The organism is Herbaspirillum sp. SJZ107, from assembly GCF_006715485.1.
Taxonomy (GTDB): domain Bacteria; phylum Pseudomonadota; class Gammaproteobacteria; order Burkholderiales; family Burkholderiaceae_D; genus Telluria.
The window spans coordinates 173,290-190,995 of record NZ_VFNH01000006.1 but is presented as its reverse complement, the minus strand read 5'-3'; the positions used below and the strand labels follow the sequence as shown (position 1 = coordinate 190,995).

General features: G+C 61.2%; 16 protein-coding genes. 8 read left to right on the top strand and 8 right to left on the bottom strand.

What is annotated here, in order from left to right:
- Positions 1-18: 18 nt before the first annotated feature.
- Together FBX97_RS28775 and FBX97_RS28770 are read right to left on the bottom strand one after the other, a co-directional pair.
- Entirely contained in the window at positions 19-384 is a 366-nt protein-coding gene (locus FBX97_RS28775) for a copper-binding protein (protein ID WP_370457378.1), read from the bottom strand.
- 181 nt (positions 385-565) lie between these two features.
- Complete coding sequence (locus FBX97_RS28770; RefSeq protein WP_141839260.1) at positions 566-961, bottom strand: DUF2946 family protein; 396 nt, start codon at positions 959-961, stop codon at positions 566-568.
- An 808-nt stretch (positions 962-1,769) separates the two neighbouring features.
- Between FBX97_RS28770 and FBX97_RS28765 the strand changes: the two genes are divergently transcribed.
- The 6 genes from FBX97_RS28765 (at position 1,770) to FBX97_RS28740 (ending at position 7,245) form a co-directional block, all read left to right on the top strand.
- Positions 1,770-3,656 carry a copper resistance system multicopper oxidase gene (locus tag FBX97_RS28765; protein WP_141839258.1) on the top strand — a complete coding sequence of 629 codons (1,887 nt, stop codon included), beginning with the start codon at positions 1,770-1,772 and terminating at the stop codon, positions 3,654-3,656.
- Entirely contained in the window at positions 3,653-4,741 is a 1,089-nt protein-coding gene (locus FBX97_RS28760; RefSeq protein ID WP_255517671.1) for a copper resistance protein B, read from the top strand. The genes FBX97_RS28765 and FBX97_RS28760 overlap by 4 nt, the downstream gene beginning before the upstream one ends.
- An 85-nt stretch (positions 4,742-4,826) precedes the next feature.
- On the top strand, positions 4,827-5,165 hold the full coding sequence (locus FBX97_RS28755; RefSeq protein WP_141839256.1) for a four-helix bundle copper-binding protein: 339 nt from the start codon (positions 4,827-4,829) through the stop codon (positions 5,163-5,165).
- A 69-nt stretch (positions 5,166-5,234) separates the two neighbouring features.
- Positions 5,235-5,906 carry a PEP-CTERM sorting domain-containing protein gene (locus tag FBX97_RS28750; protein WP_255517670.1) on the top strand — a complete coding sequence of 224 codons (672 nt, stop codon included), beginning with the start codon at positions 5,235-5,237 and terminating at the stop codon, positions 5,904-5,906.
- A 31-nt stretch (positions 5,907-5,937) separates the two neighbouring features.
- Positions 5,938-6,660 (top strand): DUF305 domain-containing protein, encoded by a 723-nt coding sequence (locus FBX97_RS28745; RefSeq protein WP_075796147.1) that lies wholly within the window; start codon positions 5,938-5,940, stop codon positions 6,658-6,660.
- Between the two features lie 90 nt (positions 6,661-6,750).
- Positions 6,751-7,245 (top strand): DUF305 domain-containing protein, encoded by a 495-nt coding sequence (locus tag FBX97_RS28740; protein WP_255517669.1) that lies wholly within the window; start codon positions 6,751-6,753, stop codon positions 7,243-7,245.
- Between the two features lie 74 nt (positions 7,246-7,319).
- Here the strand turns inward: FBX97_RS28740 and FBX97_RS28735 are convergent, their stop codons facing one another.
- The 3 genes from FBX97_RS28735 to FBX97_RS28725 are packed head-to-tail and all read right to left on the bottom strand — an operon-like array spanning position 7,320 to position 10,398.
- A complete protein-coding gene (locus FBX97_RS28735) occupies positions 7,320-8,711 on the bottom strand; it encodes a copper oxidase (RefSeq protein ID WP_141839252.1) in 1,392 nt (463 codons plus the stop codon).
- Positions 8,708-10,078, bottom strand: coding sequence for a TolC family protein (locus FBX97_RS28730; RefSeq protein WP_141839250.1), 1,371 nt, complete (start codon positions 10,076-10,078; stop codon positions 8,708-8,710). Before FBX97_RS28730 ends, FBX97_RS28735 begins: the two co-directional genes overlap by 4 nt.
- Positions 10,075-10,398, bottom strand: coding sequence for a hypothetical protein (locus FBX97_RS28725; RefSeq protein WP_141839248.1), 324 nt, complete (start codon positions 10,396-10,398; stop codon positions 10,075-10,077). The genes FBX97_RS28730 and FBX97_RS28725 overlap by 4 nt, the downstream gene beginning before the upstream one ends.
- A gap of 623 nt (positions 10,399-11,021) precedes the next feature.
- Here FBX97_RS28725 and FBX97_RS28720 point away from each other — a divergent pair.
- The gene (locus FBX97_RS28720) at positions 11,022-12,179 is read left to right on the top strand and encodes an acyltransferase family protein (RefSeq protein ID WP_141839246.1); all 1,158 of its coding nucleotides are present in this window, start codon (positions 11,022-11,024) and stop codon (positions 12,177-12,179) included.
- Between the two features lie 122 nt (positions 12,180-12,301).
- Positions 12,302-12,730, top strand: a complete 429-nt coding sequence (locus tag FBX97_RS28715; protein WP_075796154.1) for a DUF4440 domain-containing protein — start codon at positions 12,302-12,304, stop codon at positions 12,728-12,730.
- Positions 12,731-12,791: 61 nt separating this feature from the next.
- Here the strand turns inward: FBX97_RS28715 and cadR are convergent, their stop codons facing one another.
- The 3 genes from cadR to FBX97_RS28700 all read right to left on the bottom strand — a co-directional run bounded on the left by cadR (position 12,792) and on the right by FBX97_RS28700 (position 17,686).
- Positions 12,792-13,232: a Cd(II)/Pb(II)-responsive transcriptional regulator gene (gene cadR, locus FBX97_RS28710; RefSeq protein ID WP_075796155.1), complete on the bottom strand. Its 441-nt coding sequence runs from the start codon at positions 13,230-13,232 to the stop codon at positions 12,792-12,794.
- 92 nt (positions 13,233-13,324) lie between these two features.
- A complete protein-coding gene (locus FBX97_RS28705) occupies positions 13,325-14,383 on the bottom strand; it encodes a cation transporter (protein WP_075796717.1) in 1,059 nt (352 codons plus the stop codon).
- A gap of 96 nt (positions 14,384-14,479) precedes the next feature.
- The gene (locus tag FBX97_RS28700; RefSeq protein WP_141839244.1) at positions 14,480-17,686 is read right to left on the bottom strand and encodes an efflux RND transporter permease subunit; all 3,207 of its coding nucleotides are present in this window, start codon (positions 17,684-17,686) and stop codon (positions 14,480-14,482) included.
- Between the last annotated feature and the right edge of the window lie 20 nt (positions 17,687-17,706).

Genomic DNA, 17,706 nt, shown 5'->3' with positions numbered 1-17,706 from the left:
GGCAGGACGCCGGCAGCTTCAGTTGGCCGTTTCCAGTTTGGTCACCGTGAAGGCGCCGTTGATGCGCTCGACACGCAGCCGGATTTTGTCTCCAGCTTTCACTTGGTCAAGCATCGCCGGATCCTGCACCTTGAAGGACATGGTCATGCCAGGCATGTTGAGATTGGTCAGCGGCCCATGTTGCACCGTCAGCTTGCCGGTGTCTTTGTCGACTTTCTTGATCTCACCATCGGTCAGCGCATTCGCATCATTCGGCGAAGCGGTAGCCGTAGCGTTATGCTGACTGTGGTCTTGCATCTGCATTTGTGCCGAAGCGTTGGCGGTTGCCAGTGCGAGGCCGGCGGAAACCATGAGGGTGCTGAACAGGGAAGACAAACGAGTCATTTAATACTCCAAAACAGTCAAAATTTAATTGCAGTGGACGCGCGACGGCGTTTGCCGGTCTGACGCAGTCCGTTTCAGTTACAGATAAAGAAGGGCTGTGTACGCTGAAGTGCCGGCGACGAAGGCGTAGCCAGGTATGTCCGTGCCTTGACACGAACGAAGCGTTCAGCAGCGCGAAAGGTCAGACGCGTGGAGGTCGCTCTAGGAGCGCAAGGTAGACCGATGGCAAGAGATGCCGGTCAAATGGAATGGTCGTTGACGAAGAAGCAGTTGCCGGCAGCACGGCAAGAAACGAAGGCGCCATCGACAAGCAGGAGCCGCATGTCGCACAGGTAGCACATTTGCCGGCCTGATGATGAGACGCGGGATGATGGTCGGCCTGCATGTCCGGACCTGCATGCTCAGCATGGACGTGAGCACTGGACATGTCGGCGTCGTCGGTCATCGATTCGTGGTCGTGACTGTCCTGTGCCGCCACTGGCGCCACACAGAAGGACATCGTCGCGGAAGCGAAGCCTTGGAGCGGCACCGCCAGCAACGTCATCCAGACGATCAAGACTTTCAGTATGGCTTTCACACGTCGATTCTAGCATATGCGAAAGTATCGGCAATCCCATCGGCAGGTAAGCTTCGAACGTTGCGATGCCGTATCGTGCGGACATGTCATTTTTGCATGTGCTAGATTGATTACATGCGCCCATTCGTTCGAGTCCTCATGCTATGGATACTGATCGTGTCGCTGCCCATGCAGGGCATCGCCGCCACGATCACATCGCCATGCAGAATGGCGCATACCACGTCGGCAAGCTCGGAAGCTGCGGTCATGGATGACTGCGACGAGCATGAGATGGCGATGTCGATGACCCAGTCGACCGCACAAGCGCACGCCAGCGTCGCCGCAGATCATGATATGCCCTGCGATAGTGGCGCCCACCAAAAGCATTCTTCCTGCCGGGCGTGCAGTGCCGGCTATATCGGCGCCTCGGCGCCCCCGCCGTTCGCAGTTGCTGGGTTGCCAGCAGAGCAGTTTGCAACTGACTCCGTTTCCCCAATCTCCTCCTTCACGGGCTGGATCCCATCCCGCATAGAGCGACCGCCACGCGGTTGACTTCCCAGGTGGGCTGAACGCTCTCCCGGCATCCGTCGGAGACGTCGCGCATGCGGGATGCACGCGACATGCCATCGACCGATGCCTGCCAGCCATTCATCTTCATTCGAATTTCGATATCGACGAAACACGCGCGGAGCCCGCACGCTTTGGGAGTGCGCGCAGGCCGCATCCGCCACGTAGCTGCGCAGCGAGGTTTGCTGCGAGTGCGCCTGCGTGCGCGACGCGGGCCCGTACTGCGGCAATTGTTTCATCACTTCATCTAGGGGAATACTTCATGCAGCAACGTGTTTTTGAGGAGAGCGCCGTGAACCGGTGGCGACGACGGCTCCTGCAGGGCGCAGGGGCCGCCGCCCTCGCCGGGCTGGTCCCAGCCAGACTGCTGGCAGCCGGTCAGGCCGCGCAGCCGATCTTGCGCGGCACCGAATTCGACCTGGAGATCGTGCCGGCGCCGGTCAACTTCACTGGCGCACCGCAGGTCGCCACCGCGGTCAACGGCCAGGTTCCTGGGCCGGTCCTGTACTGGCGCGAGGGCGACACCGTGACGCTGCGCGTGACCAACCGGCTGCCGGTCACGAGTTCCATTCACTGGCACGGCATCCTGGTGCCGGCGGAGATGGACGGCGTGCCCGGCATCAGTTTCACCGGGATTCCTCCGGGCCAGACCTTCACCTATCGCTTCCAGGTAAAGCAGAGCGGGACCTACTGGTACCACAGCCATTCCGAATTCCAGGAGCAGAGCGGCCTGGCCGGTTCGATCGTGATCGAGCCGAAGAACGGCGAACGGGTGAAGGCGGACCGTGACTACGTCGTCATGCTGTCGGACTGGGTCGATGGCGATCCTGCCAAGGTCTTTGCCAAGCTCAAGAAAATGAGCGACTTCTTCAACACCAACCAGCCGACCATCGGCCAGTTCCTGGACGACATACGGAAGAACGGCCTCGGGGCCGCGCTCGACAAGCGCAAGATGTGGAACCAGATGCGCATGTTGCCGACCGACTTCAGCGACGTGACCGCCAGCCGCAACCTGGGCGTGAGGATGGCCTACCTGATCAATGGTACGCCTACGGACAGGAACTGGACCGGCTTGTTCCGTCCGGGTGAGAAAGTCAGGCTGCGCTTCATCAACGGCTCGGCGACGACGATCTTCGACGTTCGCATTCCGGGTCTGAAAATGATGGTAATCGCCGCGGACGGACAGGACGTCGAGCCCGTGCCGGTCGACGAATTCCGGATTTCCGTTGCCGAAACCTATGACGTGCTGGTCGAGCCAACCGGCGACCAGGCCTACACCATCTTCGCGCAGTCGATCGGGCGTTCCGGTTTTGTGCGCGCGACGCTGGCGCCTCGCGCGGGCATGTCTGCCCCGGTGCCCGATATGGATCCGCCCCAGTGGCTGGCCATGCAGGACATGATGGGCGCGATGGCAATGGGGAGCATGGGCGGCATGTCGGGAATGGGCCAGGCGGCGCCGGGCAAGGAAGGGAAGGCGCCGCACGACATGCACACGATGGAGGGCATGCACGACATGCCGGGCATGTCCCATGGCGGAATGGCGGGGGGCCACGGGCAGATGCAGATGCCGATGCAGCACGCCGGCCATGGCGGCGGCCACACGACGCCAATGGCCCAGGGCACGCCTCCGAAAGTCACCCACGCCCGCACCGAGTATGGCCCGGGTGTCGACATGCACGTCGACATGCCTCGCACCAATCTCGACGACCCCGGTATCAATCTGCGCAACAACGGGAGGCGCGTGCTGACCTATGCCGACCTTCACACGATCGGCGGACCGGTCGACGACCGTGAGCCGACCCGCGAGATCGAATTGCACCTGACCGGCAACATGGAGCGCTTCATGTGGTCCTTCGACGGCCAGAAGTTTTCGGAGTCCAAGCCCGTCCACTTCAGGCACGGCGAGCGGTTGCGCATCGTACTGGTGAACGACACCATGATGAACCATCCGATCCACCTACATGGCATGTGGAGCGAGCTCGAGTCGCCGAGCGGGGAGTTCCTGGTCCGCAAGCACACGATTAACGTGCAGCCGGCCCAGCGCGTCACTTACCGGGTGACGGCCGACGCCCCAGGCCATTGGGCTTACCACTGCCATCTTCTTTATCACATGGAAGCAGGCATGTTCAGGGAGGTGGTCGTTTCATGAAAACCGCAACGACGAAAACCGGTGCAGCGGTCGCGCTGCTGATCTTTGGCCTCGTGGCGGCGGACGCGGCATCGGCTCAGACGACCGAGCCGCCGAAGGAGGGCGGCACCGGCCAGGCATCCGGCACGGGCCAGTCCAAAACGATGGAAGGAATGGATCATTCCCGGATGGACCACACGCAGATGGAAAAATCGCAGATGGACCAGCCCGGGATGGATCACTCGCAGATGAATCATGCGGGTGACGACCGGGTGCAGGACGCCAAGCCGGCGCCGCAACAGGGCAAACCAAGCATGGACCACAGCATGGGACAAGCGATGGGCGGCATGGGCGGAATGGGCCACGACATGAAGATGGGCCCGATGCAGGGCGGCAGTCCACCGCCCGACGCCCGCGATCCGGACGCCTATGCCGAAGGCACGAGCTTCGCGCACCTGCCAGGCAACGAGATGAACGACGAAATGCGCTTCGGCCGGATCCTGCTCGACAAGTTCGAATACGCGAAGGGTGACGGCGAACATGGCCAGAATCTAGACGCCGAAGCATGGTACGGGAACGACTACAACAAGGCCTGGTTCAAGGCCGAGGGTGAGCGGCGCGGAGGGCACCTGCAGTCCCTGCGTACGGAAGCCTTGTGGGACCGCACCTTCGCGACCTTCTGGAGTACCCAACTCGGCGTACGCCACGACAGCGGTGGCGGCGATTCGCGCAACTGGCTGGCCTTCGGCGTGCGCGGCCTGGCGCCGTACTGGTTCGATACGGAAGCGACCGCCTACTGGTCTGGTGGAAGGCTTGCCGTGCGTTTCAACGTGCGTTACGAACTGCTGTTCACGCAGCAGCTGATCCTCGAACCCGAAGTCGAGGCCAACCTGTACAGCCGCTCCGATCCGGCCAGGGGCGTGGGCAGCGGACTGTCCGATCTCGAACTTGGCCTGCGCCTGCGCTACGAGATCCGGCGCCAGTTCGCCCCTTATGTCGGCGTGACCTGGGCGCGCAACTTCGGCGACACCGCCGACTATGCGCGGGTGAGGGGAGATCGAAACAAGAGCACGCAGATCGTTGCCGGCGTGCGGATCTGGTTCTGACCACGAAGCGGGGTGGCCATGACCATCCCGCACTATCCATAGGGACGTTTTGAAGAGGTATTTTCAACCATTCAAGGAGAACGTCATGCAACAACAGTATCAATCATGTATCGATGCCTGCAACGCCTGCGCTGACGCCTGCGACATGTGTTCGACGGCCTGCCTGCAGGAAGACGACGTCAAGATGATGGCGCGCTGCATCGCACTCGACATGGACTGCGCACAAATCTGCCGGCTGGCTGCCGGCTTCATGGCCCGTGGCAGCGAATTTGCCGGAGCGCTCTGCCAGCTTTGCGCCCAGATCTGCCAGGCGTGCGGTGACGAGTGCGCCAAGCACCAGATGCAGCATTGCCAGGATTGCGCGGCCGCTTGCCGACGATGCGCCGAGGAGTGCCGCCGGATGGGATCGGCCGCGGCGGCTTGAGGGTTTGCGTTCGCGATAACAATGCCTTCCTGCAGGAAGCGGGAAGGCGCATACGAAAGGAACCGCAAAATGAAATCCAGTCTGTCCCTCACACGGAAGCTGCTTGCCGCATGCGCCGTGACGATGGCGGCTTCCGCCGCACATGCAGACATCACGGTCTTCACCGACCGCGCTGCCTTTCTCAATGCGGTGTCCGGCTCGGCCACCGACACCTTCGACGACCTGGCCATGGTAGAAACCGGCAGCCCCCTGAGCCGCCTGGCCGGCGCCTACACCTATCAGGTAAGTGCAGGACCTGGCGACGGCGGCTTTTACCCGTCGGGAAGCGGGGGCGATATCTGGCTGAGTGGAACGATGTCCAGCGACGTCATCACGTTCAACGCGTTCTCGTCCGGGGTATTCGGCTTCGGTGGAAACTTCTTCGGAACCGATTCATTCGGCGCCTTCATGCCGGACCGCACCATCGTGCTAAGCGCGGTGTCCGGTGCGGACAGCGAGACATTCACGCTGTCGAATGCTTCACAGGACGCGTTTGTCGCGTTCCTGTCGGATCGTCCGCTCACCTCTGTGTATTTCCAGAACATGGAGGACGACGGCACCGTGTACTGGGCAGCGGCGAACAATGTCGTTATGGCCGTGCCCGAGCCGGCGACGTGGTCGATGCTGTTGGGCGGACTCGGCGTTGCTGCTCTGGCTCGCCGGCGCAGCCTCACATCGAAGCAGGCAAAGACTGTGGCTTGAACCTCGCATCACAACCATACGGGAGAGAAAGATGAAACGCACTAATCTGTATTTCACGCACGCTGCAACGCCGGTATCGCGTTGCCGCACCTTGGCCACGCGTGCACTCGCGGGTTTGGCGCTCGTGGCGATCACGGGAACGGCGTCCGCGGACGGCCCGGGTCGCGGCTCGACTGCGACGTTCGAGAAGAACTATCTCGTCTTTATCATCGACCACCATTACTCGGCATTGCGGATGACCGAGCTGGCAGCCGGCACGGACACGCAGCGCAATGCGCCTGTCAGCAATCCTGGCGAAGGGACGTCGCCGACACCTGGCTACGGCGCCACCGTGGCCAAGGCGAGCGATGATCAAATTCGCTCCATGTCTCGCCAGGCTAATCGTACGCAGCGGGAAGAAATCATGCGGGCCCAGCGCTTCTTGCGCGACTGGTACGGAATGCAGCACACGCCCCAGCTTACCGCCGACGGCCAAAGGATGATCGCTACCCTCGAGAGTACGCCGGCCGGCGCACAGTTCAACCAGACCTTCCTGCGCACCTTCAGTAACCATCATCTCAGCGCACTCGCGCCCAGCCTGCACTGCCAGGTCAAGAGCGACATCGACCACGACTCCCTCCATCGCTACTGCGAGAACATCGTCGTGACGCAGAAGAACCAGATCAACGAGATGCGGCACATGCTGTGCGAGCAATTCCGCGATTGCGGATTCATGCCCGCTACCGGCGACAAGAGAAAGGATCAGGACTTCTGAAAGGCTTGCTCGCGCTAACCGGCAGCATCGGGCGCCGGGTCATGTTAACCCGGCGCTGTTTTACGTCGATTCGTTTTAAAGGAGAAATCAATGCAAGATTCGCCTGCACCCCACCGCAGCAATACGATGGCAACAATGAAATACACAACCTTCGCTCAGATGATCGCGGCTGGAACAATCATCATGTTCGGGCTGATGTATCTGAATGTCTATTCAGTCGACCACATATTCTTCAGCGAAACAAGAGCGTTCATGGCACTCATCATGGGCGCCACGATGGCGATCGTGATGCTTGCTTTCATGTGGAAGATGTATCCGAACAAAGGCGTCAACGTAGGAATCCTTATCGGAAGCCTGGTGGTATTCCTTGGTGCGCTATGGCTGGTGCGCAGCCAGGCGACGGTGGGCGACGTGGCCTATATGCGCGCCATGATCCCCCACCACTCCATTGCTATCCTGACCAGCGAACGCGCCAACATTACCGACCCGCGGGTTCGCAAGCTCGCCGACGGGATCATCGCTGCACAGAAAAAGGAAATTGGCGAAATGAAGGAATACATCCGGGATCTGGAGCGAAAGAACTGAGAGGCCAGGCGTGGTGCAGTGTGCCGACACGATGTTCATGCCGGCATTCCGTCATGCTGCTAGTGTGCTTTGCCTTAATGCTCCGCATGCCCCGAGGGTTTGCGCACCTGCAGCTCGACGTCGGGCTTGCTGGTGGCCGGCATCAGGCTGCGTCCAGCATCGCTGCTGCGTGCAGGCTCAGGCAACTGACCAGTCCATTCGTAGGCGACCGTACCCGCCGGATGCTTGTACCAGCCCGGGTCGCTGTAGTCGCCACGCTTCTGGTCCTTGCGCACCTTCAGCACGGTGAACATGCCGCCCATCTCGACGCCGCCGAATGGCCCGTCGCCAGTCATCATCGGCAGAGTGTTTTCCGGGATCGGCATTTCCATGCCTCCCATCGAGCCGCCCTTGTCGCCCATGACCATGTAATCCGGCACGATCTTGTTGATCTTCTCGGCAATGCCTCGGTGGTCAACGCCAATCAGCGTCGGCACGTTGTGGCCCATCGCATTCATTGTGTGATGTGACTTGTGGCAGTGGAAGGCCCAGTCACCCGGGTCGGTGGCGATGAACTCGATCGCCCGCATCTGGCCGACGGCGACGTCCGTGGTCACCTCCGGCCAGCGCGAGCCGGGCGGGGTCCAGCCGCCATCGGTGCCGGTCACCTCGAACTCATGACCGTGAACATGGATCGGGTGGTTCGTCATCGTCAGGTTGCCGACACGGATGCGCACACGGTCGCCTTGCCGTACCGGCATCGTGTCGATACCCGGAAAGACCCGGCTGTTAAAGGTCCAGAGGTTATGGTCCAGCATCGTGTTGACCTTCGGGGTATAGCTGCCCGGTTCGATGTCGTAGGCGCTGAGCAGGAAGACGAAGTCGCGGTCGACGGCAAACCGCCCGATGTCCTTCGGGTGCGTCACCCAGAAGCCCATCATGCCCATCGCCATCTGGGTCATCTCGTCGGCATGGGGGTGGTACATGAAGGTACCCGGGCGCTTCGCCACGAACTCGTAGACGAAGGTCTTACCCGGCGAGATACCCGGCTGGGTGAGACCGGTCACGCCATCCATGCCGTTCGGCAGGCGCTGGCCGTGCCAGTGCACGCTGGTGTGCTCGGGGAGTTTATTGGTCACGAAAATACGCACCCGGTCACCCTCGACGACCTCGATGGTCGGGCCCGGGGACTGGCCGTTGTAGCCCCACAAGTTGACCTTCATGCCGGGAGCGAACTCGCGCACCACCGGTTCGGCAACCAGGTGGAACTCTTTCACGCCGTTGTTCATCCGCCAGGGCAGGGACCAGCCGTTCAGGGTCACGACCGGGTTGAACGGACGCCCGGTGGCGGGTGGCGGCGGCACATGGGTCTTTGCATTGTCCATGACCATCGCTTCGGGCAGCGATGCTGCGCCCACACGGCTGACTGCGGCAGTGCTTACCGCGACGGCGCCGGCGCCTTTGAAAAAATCTCGACGGGAAATCATTGTGCTGTCCTTGAATCAGTATTGCCGCCTGCATTCATGGCGGTCTGAAGATTGGTGTCGGCGATCCAGAAATCGCGCTGCGCCGCGATGGAGGCGTTGACGGCCGCAAGCTGTTCGCGCGATTCGGCAAGCAATTCGAAGGTGCTCGCCAACATGTCGTTGTAGCGGAGCAGCACCTCATCCGCGATCTGCTTGCGCAGGGGAACGACCTCGTCGCGGTAATGGCGGGCGATGTCATAGGTGGTGCGATAGCTCGCATAGGCCTGGCGCACTTCGGAGCGCGCTTTCACGGCGATGTCGCCGGTACGGTAGACCGCCTGCATGTACGTTGCCTGTGCCCGCGCCACGCGCGCGCCGCCCCAGTCGAACAGCGGCAACTCGAGCGATACCTCGTAGCCGTTCTCGCGGGGCGCGCCGGTCGTGCTCTTGTTGGCGTAACCCGCATCGAACACGTTGATGAAACCGGTCGCTTTGGTCAGGCCGAGCGCCTGTGCCGTCGCCTGCGCATCCTGGCGCGCGATGAGGACGTCGAGCCGCTGCGACAGCGCGGTCGCTTCGGCATTGGCCGGCTGGTCTGGCTGCGCGGGCAGCTCAGGCAGCCGGTCAGGCAGGGTGAATGCGAGGGAAGGGCCCCACAGGCCCAGCAGGCGGACCAGTTCCTCGCGTGCGGTCGTGGCCTGCAGGCGCGCTTGTGCCTGCTGGGTCAACGCGTCCTGGTAGAAGGCGCGCTCGCGCGCGGCGTCGAGGGTGCTCCAGTTGCCTGTGGCGCGCATGCGCGCGGCAAGCTCGGCGGCCGCCTCGGCCGATCCACGTACCGTGTCCGCGAAGCCCGCTGCCTGCGCCGCAGCCACGGCCGAGTAATACGCCTTGCGCGTGTCGGCCGCCAGGTTCACAGCCTGCATTGCCGCCTGCAGCTTGGCTTGTTCGAAGCGCCGACGTTCGATGCGGGTGCGGGCCGGCAGGGTCACGAGCGCTGCCAGGTCGAAGGACAGCCCCCGGTCGATTTCGGTCTCGCCACCCCCGCGTACCCGACCAAAGCTGAAGCCCGGGTTCGGCAGACGCCCAGCCTGGACGAAGTCCGCTTCGGCGATCGCGAGCGCGGCGAAGGACGCCTGCAGGCCCTGGTTGTTGAGCAGGGCAATGCGCACCGCAGCGTCGGCGGTGAGCGGCTTGGCGAGCAGGGCGGTCACTTCGGCCCGCGAGTCTTGGTCCCGCTTCAACGGTGCCGGCTGGGCGATGCGTTCCTGCGTCATCCGGGCGACATCATCGAGTCCGCCGTCTTGGGAAAAGCTCGCGCAGCCTGTGAGCAGCGCGGCACTGACCGCTACAGCCAATCGACGCAGGCCAGGTCGTACAGGTGAGTTCATTGGTGCGCTCCTTCGTGTTCGTGCTTGCCGTGCATGTGTTCTGGCGTGGAGACCTTCTGGGATACGCCAGCAGTGGACTGTTCGCCCGATACGGAAGCTTCTGCTTCCTCGCCGAGGACGACGCGGTTAGCGCGAGCCCAGCGTTTATCGGGCGCTTGCGGCGCTTCCTTCGACGCGACGACATTGGCGAAGACGGATTGGTACTGCAGGGGCGCGACAGGCGCATTCGCGTCGGCGGCGGACGGCAAGGTCTGCTGCGCTTGCGCGCAAGCGAGCAGCGGCACGCCAGCTGCGAACAGCAGCAGGGGTGAAAATTTCATGGTTTGTTTCGTGTTGATTGAGGGCTGCACCAGGCAGCCCGGATGCGCGCCGTCAGCGCGCGCGGAAAAATCAAACGAGATCGAGGCGTGGTGGTCGCTCGAGGGCGGGAGGGACGAAGGACGTCATCGCGGCTTCCGCAAGAGCGTGCAGCGAGGAAGAGAACGGCGGTGCGTGGAAGGTGGGCAGTAGTCCTGGAGGCGCGCAGGCGCCAACGCAGCAACTTGCGCAAGCGGCGCACTTGGCGTGTGACGAAACCACTGTCTTGGAGTCAGCCTCGGTGCAGTGCCCTCCGTCCGCTTGCGCGGCGGCCCGATGGTGTTGGTGGCCGGTCATGACCACTGTTTCGTGCACGGCCTGTTCAGGCTGCCCGACCGCCATCGCAGCGCCGCCCTGCAGGGACAGCACCGTGATCGAAAGCCACAGCAGAAGGCGAAAGATCGTGCGCATCATCCAAACATGGTACCGCAAATCAAGAGAATGCATCAAGGCAGCGCTTTTGGCGCTTCGGACCGGATAAGACCAGCAAGGCCCTGCAGGCGTCAACTGCACTTGGGACTAGTCAGGACATCAACAATGGTTGGGTTATATCGTTATTCGGGTTTGTTCACACAGCGAGGCTGTCATGCCGAAAATCACCATTCTCGAAAAGACGAATCTGCAGGAAGACTGTTGGCACTCGATGTTGATCTCCCTGTTGAGGGGCCTCGCAGCGCTGGTGGTGGCCGCAGCACATTTGCGTGCCCAGATGTATCCCGGCTTCGGCACAGTAACGAACCCGCCGTTGCTGTTTCAGGGCTTGGCGTTCGGCGCCGGATTCGCTTACCTTGCCGTGATCGTCTTTTTCGTGCTCAGTGGCTGGCTGGTCGGCGGAAGCTTTCTCAATAAGCTGGACTCGGACCGCGCGTTCCAGAATTACACGATCGACCGGGTCTCGCGCCTGTGGGTCGTGCTTGTGCCGACTTTCCTCGTCGTGTTGCTTGCAGGTTCTGCCATCGGCGCCCTCGATACGGCGCGCGTGTCGTTTTCGACGTCCGAGGCGTACTCGATGAGCGCGTTTTTCGGGAACATGATTGGCCTGCAAACGCTCATCGTCCCCCCGTTCGGCGGCAACTTCCCATTATGGAGCCTCGCCAATGAAACCTGGTACTACCTGCTGTTCCCGCTTCTGGTGCTGGTGTTTCGCGGCAGGACAATCGCGACACGGGCCGCGGCGGTGTTGGCGATCGGCGCCATCTTCCAGTTGGTGCATGGCAGCATATTGATTTATTTTTCGATATGGCTGTTAGGCGCTGCGTTCTCACGGGTGAAGATCGAGGCGGGTCCGCTCTGGCGCTGGGCCTTGCTGTTCCTGTTTGTCGGCAGCGCCATCGTCATCCGGCTGGAGGGTAAAACCGACATCACGCCGGAAGGCTTTCCGCAGTACCTACTTTTCAGCCTGCTGTTCGTACTGTTCCTGTCGAGCATGCAGTTCAAGCGCCGCCTGGGGCCCAAGCTGGACTGGCTGGACCGGACGGGACGGTTCTTCGCGAACTTTTCATTCACCTTGTACGTGCTGCACGTGCCAGTGATCCTCTTGATGGGGCATCTGCTCGCTTCGATGTTGGGTCTCGGCCAGCTCTCGCCCTACCGGTTGTCCCATTACCTCATGTACGCCGGCATGTATCTGGTGCTCGTTGTCGGCGCTTACCTGTTCTATCTGCCTTTTGAGTCGAACACGCCGCGTGTGCGTCAGTGGCTGAAGATGCAGCTATTTGGACGTGTTCGTGCAGTTCGGACGTGATCGGGAATCCAATTGCCGCCGAGGACGACAAAGTATGGAGGTAGGACTGGCGAAAATCTTGAGCTGCTTACCCGTCTCTGGTGTAATGTCAGGCTTGTAATTTCCGTCCATAAGGAGCCTCGATGCGCCGACTGTTTTGCCTCGCCTTTTTTGCCGTGACATCACTTCCCGTCTTCGCCGCCAGTCCGACCGAGGTCGTTGGGGAGTACCATGCAGCGGTCGCCAGCGGTGATACCGCAAAGGCGCTGTCGCTACTCAGTCCCGCAGTCCAGATCTTCGAGAGTGGCCATGTCGAGCAGTCCAAGGACGAATACGCAGGGCACCATCTTCCCGCCGATGTCGCTTTCGCAAAGAACACAAGCCGGAAGGTGGTGAAAGGAAGCGAGCGGATAGGTGGCGACATGGCCGTCGTCATCCAGGAAACCGAGACGCAAGGCACGTATAAAGGTTCGGCGGTTCGCCTAATCGGGACCGAAACCGCAGTCTTGGAAAAGAAAGGTGAGGGATGGGTCGTTACGCATTTCCACTGGTCGTCCCGGAAAGTGAAGTAGAAGAGTTGCTGCAACGGCACGGGTAGCTTTCGCGTTACCTTTCATGGTGCTCGAGCTTGCTTCAACGCTCAGCGACGTGTTCACTTCTGGGACCGTCTGACGAAGAGGTTTCGCCCAGTTGTTTGAGGATTTCACACCGCGCAGCGGGACGCGCAGAATCGCATTGCCTACGCAGTTCGGAAAGCTCGGCATGCAGGGTACGAAGGTCTGCAATCTGCCGGTCGATCTCAAGAATATGCTGGTCGACCAAATCGTTCACTCCGCCGCATGTCATGTCCGGCCGATCCTGAAAACCTAGCAGAGTCTGCACTTCATCCAACGATATTCCTAGCGCGCGACAACGGCGGATGAAGTGCAAACGATCAGCATGGCTGGCGTCGTACAAGCGGTAGTTCGCATGCGACCTGATCGGCGCCGGCATTAGCCCCTTTTGCTCATAGAATCGAATCGTCTCGGGTTGGCAGGCCGCGAGCTTCGCCAGTTCGCCAATTCGCATGTTCATTTTACACCTCATGTTAGGCCCTCGAGTAGCCATAAGGATTCGAGTTCGTTCTTTCGCCTTCCTGCCACAGGAAGCAATCACGGCTTACGAATTCAGCGCAGTTGGAGGATCCTACGCGCCCCATTGAGGACCACCAAGCCGATGATAATACCGATGACCAGGTCCGGATAAGGCGAACCGGTCCAATTCACCAGTACACCGGCCACGATCACTCCAAGGTTGGCCACAACGTCGTTCGCGGAGAAAATATAGCTTGCCTTCATGTGGGCGCCGCTGTCGCGCTTTTTGGTAATAAGTACAAGACAGCTCACGTTTGCCGCCAGGGCGAGCAGGCCAATACCCACCATCAGGAGCGATTGCGGTTCGCTGCCGTACACGAAGCGCCGGACGACCTCGCTGAGCGCTCCGATCGCCAAAGCCATCTGCAACCACCCGGCAATATGAGCGGACCGCGTCTTCAGATGCGCCGCACGGCCGACTGCATACAGCGCCAGTCCATAGACTGCAGCGTCGGCGAACATATCTAACGAGTCGGCAACCAGGCCCGCCGACTGTGCGATCCACCCGACGAGCAGCTCGACAAAAAACATGACGCCGTTGATCGCCAGGAGCAGGCGCAGAGTCCGCGCCTCCGCCCCATCCTCGTCGCTTGAATGCCGTGAGTGATCCGGATCGGTGGTCGCCGCGCTCGAACTGCGCAGGCTGGCGCCCAGCCTGAGGGGCAGGAGCAGTTCGAGCACGTGCTCGGCCGATCCGGTATGCATCACCTTCAGCTCCCTGTTCGGCAAATCGAACGACATCGACAGTACGTGGAGGTCATCGTTGCACGCCATCCTGATGAGGTTCTCTTCGGATGCGCAGTCCATCTTGGGAATGGTGAACACGCTTTCCCATCGTGGCCCTTCCGAGGACGAACTTTCAGGAGTCAAAGCTGGTTGTGAAGCCTTGAGTACAGCGCCCAGGTTCAGCGGGCGCAGCCGACTCAATATCGTTTCCGCTTCACCCAGATGTACCACCGTAAGTTCCTGTTTGGATAGATCGAACATTAACGATCGAATGCCAGAACGGTTGCCAAGTGCCATGCGGATCAAGTTTTCTTCGGATGGGCAATCCATCTTGGGAATGGAAAAAGTGCTTTCCAAGTAGGTCATCGTAACGCTGGACATAGCTTGCTATTGATTCATGTAGGTTATCTGGATGTCGAGCTTACGTGATTGCAGATTCCGAGTGCGTGCACGAAGCCGTCCTCATTTTTTCGAGACTGACGTTCTACCTCTCTCCGTCATGGCAGACGTGTTCGTCGGCCGTGCGAAGCGAGCACAAAGGGCAGGAAGGACGAACAGAGTCAGCAAGGTGGCCGAAATCAACCCGCCAATGACCACTGTTGCCAGCGGACGTTGAACCTCCGCTCCAGCGCCTGTCGCCAGGGCCATCGGTACGAATCCCAAGGACGCTACCAGGGCAGTCATCATGACCGGACGCAGGCGCCGCACCGCGCCTTCGCGTACTGCGCGCTCCCAAGGCATGCGTGTCGCGAGATCGTCGATCGCGCTCACCATCACCAAGCCGTTGAGCACTGCCACACCCGACAGGGCAATGAAACCCACGGCCGCAGTGATAGAGAACGGAAGTCCACGCAGCCATAGGGCAGCCACACCGCCGACCAGGGCCAACGGTACTCCAGTGAAAATGATCGCGGTCTTGCGCCAGGAGCCCACCGCCGAGTACAACAGCGACAGGATCAAGACGAAACAAAGCGGCACGACGATCGCGAGGCGGGATCGTGCGCGCTCCAGGTTCTCGAACTGGCCACCCCATTCGAGCCAGGTACCGGCCGGTAACCGCACCTGCGACGCGATGCGCGCCTGCGCTTCCTGCACCACGCCGGCGATGTCACGACCGCGAACGTTGGCTTGCACAACCACGCGGCGCTTGCCGTTCTCGCGGCTGATCTGATTGGGTCCCTTGGCTGCAACCAGCGAAGCCACCGACCCCAAGGGGACGAAGCCGCCCGCCGGGGTAGGAACAGGCAATTGCCGCAGACCGTTGATGTCCTGCCTTACCGCATCGGGAAGTTTCACGACGACCTCGAAGCGGCGATCGCCTTCATACACGATACCTGCTTCCTGTCCGGCGAGCGCCGCAGCCAGTGTGCCGTACACATCCTGGGCCGTCAGTCCGACACGGGCCATGGCGTCCCGGTCGAGCCTTGCATCGAGAAGGGGAAGTCCTGCCACCTGTTCGACCCGCACATCGGCCGCTCCCTCGGTCTCACGCAACTGGGCGGCAATCCGTTCGGCCGTCTGGGTCATCGTCGTGAAGTCGTCACCGTAGACCTTGACCGCGATGTCTCCTCGAACGCCGGCCAGCAACTCGTTGAAACGCATCTGGATAGGCTGTGTCAGCTCATACGTTTGACCGGGAAGAACGGCGACAGCGCGCTCAATCTTCTCGACCACCTCGGCTTTCGACATGCCTGGTTCTGGCCACTCGGAGCGCTCTTTCAGGATGATGAAGGTATCGGTACCGTTGGGCGGCATGGGGTCGGACGCGAGTTCGGCGGTGCCGGTGCGGGAAAAGACCAGTTTGACCTCTGGAAGCTTCGCCACGGCTTTCTCGATCGCGAACTGCATCGACTGGCTTTGGTCCACCGAGGTTCCCGGAATACGCCAGGCTTGCAGCAGAACGTCTTTTTCGTCGAGTGTTGGCAGGAATTCCTGGCCCAGCGTCGTAAACAGCAGCAGTGCCAGACCCAGGGCGCCAACACCGATGCCACCTGTCAGCTTTGGCCGTGCCACGGCACGGTCGAGCCAGGTGGCGTAGCGCCTTGTCGTTCCCGCCACGAACCGGTTCTCCTGTTCCTCGACGTGTTTCGACAGCCAGAGGGCGATCATTGCAGGCACAAAGGTCAGCGACAGGACGAATGCGAACGCGAGCGCCAGAATGACCGTTACGGCCATCGGCATAAACATCCTTCCTTCGACCCCTTGGAACGTCAGCAGGGGAACATACACCAGCATGATGATGCCCTGACCATAGACACTAGGCCGGATCATCTCCCGCGCGGCGGTCGCTACCACTTCAAGGCGTTCAGCCTTGGTCAGTACGCGGCCGGCGTCGTGCTGCCGATCAGCGAGACGTCGCAAGGCATTCTCGACGATGATCACGGCGCCATCAACAATCAGCCCGAAGTCGAGCGCACCGAGGCTCATGAGATTTGCGGTCACGCCGGCCCGCAGCATGCCGGCCGAGGTCAGCAACATCGTTATGGGAATGACCGCAGCCGCGATCAGCGCGGCCCGGATATTGCCGAGCAGTGCGAACAGCACCACAATGACCAGCAGCGCACCTTCTATCAGGTTTTTGGCGACAGTGTGGATCGTTGCGTCGACGAGCCGGGTTCGATCGAGTACCGGCTTGACGATAACGTCAGCTGGTAACGAGCGGGCAATTTCCTTCAATCGTGCATCGACCGCGGCGGCAACGGTCCGGCTATTTTCTCCTATCCGCATGACGGCGGTACCGAGTACGACTTCGTGGCCGGACTCCGACGCAGAACCAAAGCGCACTGCATGGCCAACGGTAACCTGTGCGACTTGCGAAACGAGGATAGGTGTGCCGTTACGCGTGGCGACGACGATCTTGCTGAGATCGTCCACCGTGGTGACGCGTGCATCGGCCCGCACCGTGAGCGCTTCACCGTTACGTTCAACGATTCCGGCGCCTGCGCTGGTATTGTTGCGTTCCAGCCCCTCGGCCAGGGCGGTCATGGTCAAGCCTGCCGCCGCGAGTCGTTGCGGATCGGGCATGACCACGTACTGCTTGACGTATCCCCCCAGGACATCGATACCGGCAAGCCCTTTCGTTGTCTTGAGCTGCGGTGCTACGATCCAGTCCTGGATCGTACGCAGATACGTCGTTTTCTCGACCTCGTTATGCAGCCGGGTGCCTTCTGGCGTCACGTAGCTGCCGTCCGGTTGCAGGCCGGTCTTCGCCCCGGATTCGTGTCGGCCGGAAAACTCCACTGTCCACATGTAAACGTCGCCCAGACCGGTGGCGACAGGCCCCATGGCAGGAGCGACACCTGTAGGCAGATCGCGTTCGGCGGAGCGCAGGCGCTCAGCCACCTGCTGGCGGGCGAAGTAAATATCCGTGTCTTCCGAGAACACAGCCGTGACCTGAGCAAAACCGTGCCGGGTCAGCGAACGCGTGGATTGCAGCCCCGGAATTCCTGCCAACGCTGTCTCGATAGGAAAAGTTACTTGCCGCTCGACGTCGGCCGGTGACAAGGCGGGAGCCGACGTATTGATTTGTACCTGGACGTTGGTAATGTCGGGCACGGCGTCGATGGGAAGGCGCGACAGAGCGACGGCACCGGCCAGGGCCGCCAACAAGCTTGTGAACAGTACCAGCCAACGACGGGCTACCGCGAAGGTGACGATGCGAGCAATCATTTCAGGCCCCGTCCTCGCAT

Coding starts and splice junctions, on each gene's coding strand:
- FBX97_RS28730 (WP_141839250.1), bottom strand. CDS start 10,078: ATGAACTCACCTGTACGACCTGGCCTGCGTCGATTGGCTGTAGCGGTC.
- FBX97_RS28735 (WP_141839252.1), bottom strand. CDS start 8,711: ATGATTTCCCGTCGAGATTTTTTCAAAGGCGCCGGCGCCGTCGCGGTA.
- FBX97_RS28755 (WP_141839256.1), top strand. CDS start 4,827: ATGCAACAACAGTATCAATCATGTATCGATGCCTGCAACGCCTGCGCT.
- FBX97_RS28750 (WP_255517670.1), top strand. CDS start 5,235: ATGAAATCCAGTCTGTCCCTCACACGGAAGCTGCTTGCCGCATGCGCC.
- FBX97_RS28775 (WP_370457378.1), bottom strand. CDS start 384: ATGACTCGTTTGTCTTCCCTGTTCAGCACCCTCATGGTTTCCGCCGGC.
- FBX97_RS28740 (WP_255517669.1), top strand. CDS start 6,751: ATGCAAGATTCGCCTGCACCCCACCGCAGCAATACGATGGCAACAATG.
- cadR (WP_075796155.1), bottom strand. CDS start 13,232: ATGAACATGCGAATTGGCGAACTGGCGAAGCTCGCGGCCTGCCAACCC.
- FBX97_RS28705 (WP_075796717.1), bottom strand. CDS start 14,383: ATGACCTACTTGGAAAGCACTTTTTCCATTCCCAAGATGGATTGCCCA.
- FBX97_RS28745 (WP_075796147.1), top strand. CDS start 5,938: ATGAAACGCACTAATCTGTATTTCACGCACGCTGCAACGCCGGTATCG.
- FBX97_RS28765 (WP_141839258.1), top strand. CDS start 1,770: ATGCAGCAACGTGTTTTTGAGGAGAGCGCCGTGAACCGGTGGCGACGA.
- FBX97_RS28720 (WP_141839246.1), top strand. CDS start 11,022: ATGCCGAAAATCACCATTCTCGAAAAGACGAATCTGCAGGAAGACTGT.
- FBX97_RS28760 (WP_255517671.1), top strand. CDS start 3,653: ATGAAAACCGCAACGACGAAAACCGGTGCAGCGGTCGCGCTGCTGATC.
- FBX97_RS28700 (WP_141839244.1), bottom strand. CDS start 17,686: ATGATTGCTCGCATCGTCACCTTCGCGGTAGCCCGTCGTTGGCTGGTA.
- FBX97_RS28725 (WP_141839248.1), bottom strand. CDS start 10,398: ATGAAATTTTCACCCCTGCTGCTGTTCGCAGCTGGCGTGCCGCTGCTC.
- FBX97_RS28715 (WP_075796154.1), top strand. CDS start 12,302: ATGCGCCGACTGTTTTGCCTCGCCTTTTTTGCCGTGACATCACTTCCC.